This is a genomic window from Candidatus Phytoplasma fabacearum (genome assembly GCF_030586805.1).
GTDB lineage: Bacteria > Bacillota_I > Bacilli_A > Acholeplasmatales > Acholeplasmataceae > Phytoplasma > Phytoplasma fabacearum.
Window position 1 is genome coordinate 1 of record NZ_JAOSIM010000027.1, and the last position, 5,035, is coordinate 5,035.

At 45.3% G+C, this 5,035-nt stretch carries 2 tRNA genes and 3 rRNA genes; all 5 read right to left on the reverse strand.

The window, feature by feature from the left end:
- Window positions 1–39: 39 nt before the first annotated feature.
- Window positions 40–115 (reverse strand) — tRNA-Val (locus OC705_RS02220).
- 11 nt (window positions 116–126) lie between these two features.
- Window positions 127–242 (reverse strand): 5S ribosomal RNA (rrf, locus tag OC705_RS02225).
- A 40-nt stretch (window positions 243–282) separates the two neighbouring features.
- Window positions 283–3,161: ribosomal RNA gene (locus tag OC705_RS02230) — 23S ribosomal RNA — on the reverse strand.
- Window positions 3,162–3,229: 68 nt separating this feature from the next.
- Window positions 3,230–3,306: transfer RNA gene (locus tag OC705_RS02235), tRNA-Ile, on the reverse strand.
- 80 nt (window positions 3,307–3,386) lie between these two features.
- Window positions 3,387–4,916 (reverse strand): 16S ribosomal RNA (locus OC705_RS02240).
- Together the 16S, 23S and 5S rRNA genes with 2 tRNA genes alongside form the textbook arrangement of a ribosomal RNA operon.
- Between the last annotated feature and the right edge of the window lie 119 nt (window positions 4,917–5,035).

The following is a 5,035-nucleotide window of genomic DNA, read 5'->3' on the forward strand; positions in this document are numbered from 1 at the left end:
GGCACAAATAAAAATTATAATAATTTGGAAGTTTTGGTTTGGTAGAGAATGAGGGGATCGAACCCCCGACCTCCTGCTTGTAAGGCAGATGCTCTCCCAGCTGAGCTAATTCTCTACTACAAATAATTCCGGGCAAACCCCTATCTTCGCAATTCAAATGAATTACTATTTTGGGGACCACAAGTCTTAACTGCTGTGTTCGGGATGGGAACAGGTGGAACCCCTGTGTTAAATCACCCGGAATCTCTCAAAACTAGGCAAATTCTAGTTATTTTCCATATATCATCAAAGTCGTTGGATCTATTAGTACTAGTCAGCTCCAAATATCACTACTCTTCCACTTCTAGCCTATCAACCTGATCGTCTTTCAGGGATCTCTTAGGGAAATCTCATCTTGAGGGAGGCTTCACACTTAGATGCTTTCAGTGTTTATCCCGACTATACATAGCTACCCAGCTATGGCTCTGGCGAACCAACTGGTGCACCAGCGGTATATCCATCCCGGTCTTCTCATACTAGGGACAGTTCCTCGCAAATTTCCAACGCCCACGACGGATAGAGACCGAACTGTCTCACGACGTTCTGAACCCAGCTCGCGTACCGCTTTAATGGGCGAACAGCCCAACCCTTGGAACCTGCTCCAGCTCCAGGATGCGATGAGCCGACATCGAGGTCCCAAACCGCCCCGTCGCTGTGAACGCTCGGGGGCGATAAGGCTGTTATCCCCAGGGTAGCTTTTATCCGTTGAGTCACGGCCCTTCCATTCGGTACCGCAAGATCACTAAGTCCGACTTTCGTCCCTGCTCGACTTGTAGGTCTCACAGTCAAGCTCCCTTATACCTTTACGCTCTAAAAATGATTTCTGACCATTTTGAGGGAACCTTTGAACGCCTCCGTTACTTTTTAGGAGGCGACCGCCCCAGTCAAACTGCCCACCAAACACTGTCCCTCATAATCCACTTATGCAGGTTAGAAACTAAAAATCTCAAGAGTGGTATCCCACCGTTGACTCCCTTTAAACTAGCGCCTAAAGTTCTCAGTCTCCCACCTATGCTGTACATGAGATTTCCAATTCCAATATTAAGCTACAGTAAAGCTCCATGGGGTCTTTTCGTCCTGTCGCGGGTAACCGGCATTTTCACCGGTAATTTGATTTCACCGAGACTCTTGTTGAGACAGCGCCCAAATCGTTATGCCTTTCGTGCAGGTCGGAATTTACCCGACAAGGAATTTCGCTACCTTAGGACCGTTATAGTTACGGCCGCCGTTCACTGGGACTTCAATTCAATGCTTTGGGCAAGCCCGAACATCTCCTCTTAATCTTCCAGCACCGGGCAGGCATCAGCCCCTATACATCACCTTACGGTTTAGCAGAGACCTGTGTTTTTGATAAACAGTCGCTTGGGCCTATTCTCTGCGGCTTTTACTTTTTATCATAAAAGCTCTCCTTATCCCGAAGTTACGGAGTCATTTTGCCGAGTTCCTTAACAAGAGTTTTCTCGCGCGTCTTAGTATACTCTACCTTCCCACCTGTGTCGGTTTACGGTACAGGTAAAAAAACCATTAACCTTAGAAGCTTTTCTAGAAAATATGAACGCAGTCACGTTACCCTCAAATCTCATTTTTTGGCAAGTAAGAAGACGGATTTGCCTATCTTCTCAAACTCGATTTTTCGACCCTAATCCAATAAAGGGCGTGCTTATCCTCTTTTGTCCCTCCATCAGTGATTTTTTTAGTGCAGGAATTTTAGCCTGCTGGTCATCGACTACGCATTGCTGCCTCGCCTTAGTTCCTGACTAACCCAGGGCGGACGACCCTGCCCCTGGAAACCTTGGGTTTTCGACGGATAGAATTCTCATCTATCTTTTCGTTACTTACACCGGCATTCTCACTTCTAACCTCTCCACTACTGCTTCCGCTATAGCTTCTACGATGTTAGAACGCTTCCCCTACCACATGTTCCTTAGCTATTACTAGCCGGAACATATCCGTAGCTTCGGTATAATGTTTAGCCCCGTTACATTTTCGGTGCAAAAATATTAGATTAGTGAGCTATTACGCACTCTTTAAAAGATGGCTGCTTCTAAGCCAACTTCCTAATTGTTTTAACGTTTTTACTTCCTTAACCACTTAACATTAATTTAGGGACCTTAGCTGACGGTCTGGGCTCTTTCCCTTTTGACCATGGACCTTATCACCCATCGTCTGACTGCTGGGATACGGTTCTTGACATTCGGAGTTTAATTGAGATTGGTACCCCGAGGTGGAGCCCGCACTCATTTAGTGCTCTACCTTCAAGAACTATTAAATACCCAACGCTAGCCCTAAAGCTATTTCGGGGAGAACCAGCTATCTCTGAGTTCGATTGGAATTTCACCTCTAGCCACAAATCATCCAAACACTTTTCAACGTGTCCTGGTTCGGCCCTCCATGACGTGGTCACGTCACTTCAGCCTGTTCATGGCTAGCTCACTTCAGTTTCGGGTCTATGACATACAACTAAACGCCCTATTCAGACTCGCTTTCGCTCCGGCTACGTTCCTTCAAACTTAACCTTGCTCTATATCATAACTCGCCGGTTCATTCTGCAAAAGGCACGCCATCACTCTTAAACGAGCTTTGACTACTTGTAAGCACACAGTTTCAGGATCTATTTCACTCCCCTTCCGGGGTTCTTTTCACCTTTCCCTCACGGTACTAGTTCACTATCGGTCACCAAGGAGTATTTAGCCTTAGGAGATGGTCCTCCTATCTTCCAACAAGATTTCTCGTGTCTCGCCGTACTTGAGGATACCCTAGATTTTAACTTACCTCTACAGGATTTTCACCTTCTGGGATATAGCTTTCCAACTATTTCGAGTTAATTAAAATTTGATAACTAGTTATTGGTATCCGGCTGTTCCGGATTCGCTCGTCACTACTACCGGAATCGTTATTACTTTCTGTTCCTGCAGTTACTTAGATATTTCAGTTCACTGCGTTCCTTTCAATCAGTTAGTTGCCTAACAATTGATACTATAACTTCTTATAGTAGGTTGCCCCATTCGGAAATCCACGGATCTACACTTATTTACAGCTCCCCGTAGCGTATCGCCGTTAATTGCGTCCTTCATCAGCTCTTGGTGCCTAGGCATCCGCTGTGCGCTCTTATTTCCTTTAATGTTCCGGATAAATAACTATTATTTACCTAATTTTCAAAGAATTTGTGTTCCTACGAAACCTATAACTCTGGTGGGCCTAAATGGACTTGAACCACCGACCTCACGCTTATCAGGCGTGTGCTCTAACCAACTGAGCTATAGGCCCTTCGTGAAGTCACGAAGAAAAACTTAGTTATCCTAAGTCTTTCAAAACTGAAGATGATTGATTTTATTGGTTTTCCTTAGAAAGGAGGTGATCCATCCCCACCTTCCGGTAGGGATACCTTGTTACGACTTAACCCCAATCATCGACCCTACCTTAGACGGCGCCCTCTCGAATAAACGAGTTAGACTACCGTTTTGGGGTATTGCCAACTTTCGTGGTTTGACGGGCGGTGTGTACAAACCCCGAGAACGTATTCACCGCGACATGCTGATTCGCGATTACTAGCGATTCCAACTTCATGAAGTCGAGTTGCAGACTTCAATCCGGACTGAGACTGTTTTTGGGGATTGGCCAAGAACTTGCGTTTCAGCTACCCTTTGTAACAGCCATTGTATCACGTTTGTAGCCCAGGTCATAAGGGGCATGCTGATTTGACGTGATCCTCACCTTCCTCCAGTTTATCACTGGCAGTCTCGTTAAAGTCCCCACCATAACGTGCTGGCAACTAACGATAAGGGTTTCGCTCGTTTTAGGACTTAACCTAACATCTCACGACACGAGCTGACGACAACCATGCACCACCTGTGTTTCTGATAACCTCCACGATATTACTACCGTTTCGCAAAAACATGTCAAGACCTGGTAAGGTTTTTCGGGTATCTTCGAATTAAACAACATGATCCACCGCTTGTGCGGAGTCCCGTCAATTCCTTTAAGTTTCATACTTGCGTACGTACTACTCAGGCGGAGTACTTAATGTGTTAACTTCAGTACCGGTTTGACCCGACACTTAGTACTCATCGTTTACGGCGTGGACTACCAGGGTATCTAATCCTGTTTGCTCCCCACGCTTTCGTGCCTCAGCGTCAGTTAAGACCCAGCGAGCCGCCTACGCCTCTGGTGTTCCTCCATATATTTACGCATTTTACCGCTACACATGGAATTCCACTCGCCTCTATCTAACTCAAGTTTAGCAGTTTCAATAGCCGGACAACGTTAAGCGTTGCCATTACACCACTGACTTACTAGACCGCCTACGCACCCTTTACGCCCAATAATTCCGGATAACACTTGCCCCTTATGTCTTACCGCGGCTGCTGGCACATAATTAGCCGGGGCTTATTCATCAAGTACCGGCAAACAAATGGTTCGCCACTTGCTTTTCTTCCTTGATAAAAGAACTTTACATACCAAAGTACTTCGTCATTCACGCGGCGTTGCTCGGTCAGAGTTTCCTCCATTGCCGAAAATTCCCTACTGCTGCCTCCCGTAGGAGTTTGGGCCGTGTCTCAGTCCCAATGTGGCTGTTCAACCTCTCAGTCCAGCTACACATCATCGTCTTGGTAGGCCATTACCCTACCAACTAACTAATATGGCGCAAGCCCGTCCTAAAGTATACCTATTACTAGGTCTTTTAAAAGATACAAGATGCCTCATATCTTCCTATCCAGTCTTAGCCACTGTTTCCAATGGTTATCCTCGTCTTTAGGGTAGGTTGCTTACGTGTTACTCACCCGTTCGCCACTAAAACCCAAAGGTTTCCGTTCGACTTGCATGTATTAGGCACGCCGCCAGCGTTCATCCTGAGCCAGGATCAAACTCTTCGTAATAAATCTCATTTAAATAAATAGTATTTATTTAAATATCGTTAATATTTAATAATTTTATATAATATATAGAATATTATAATAAATAATAAAATATCATCTTCAGTTTTCAAAGAAGTAGT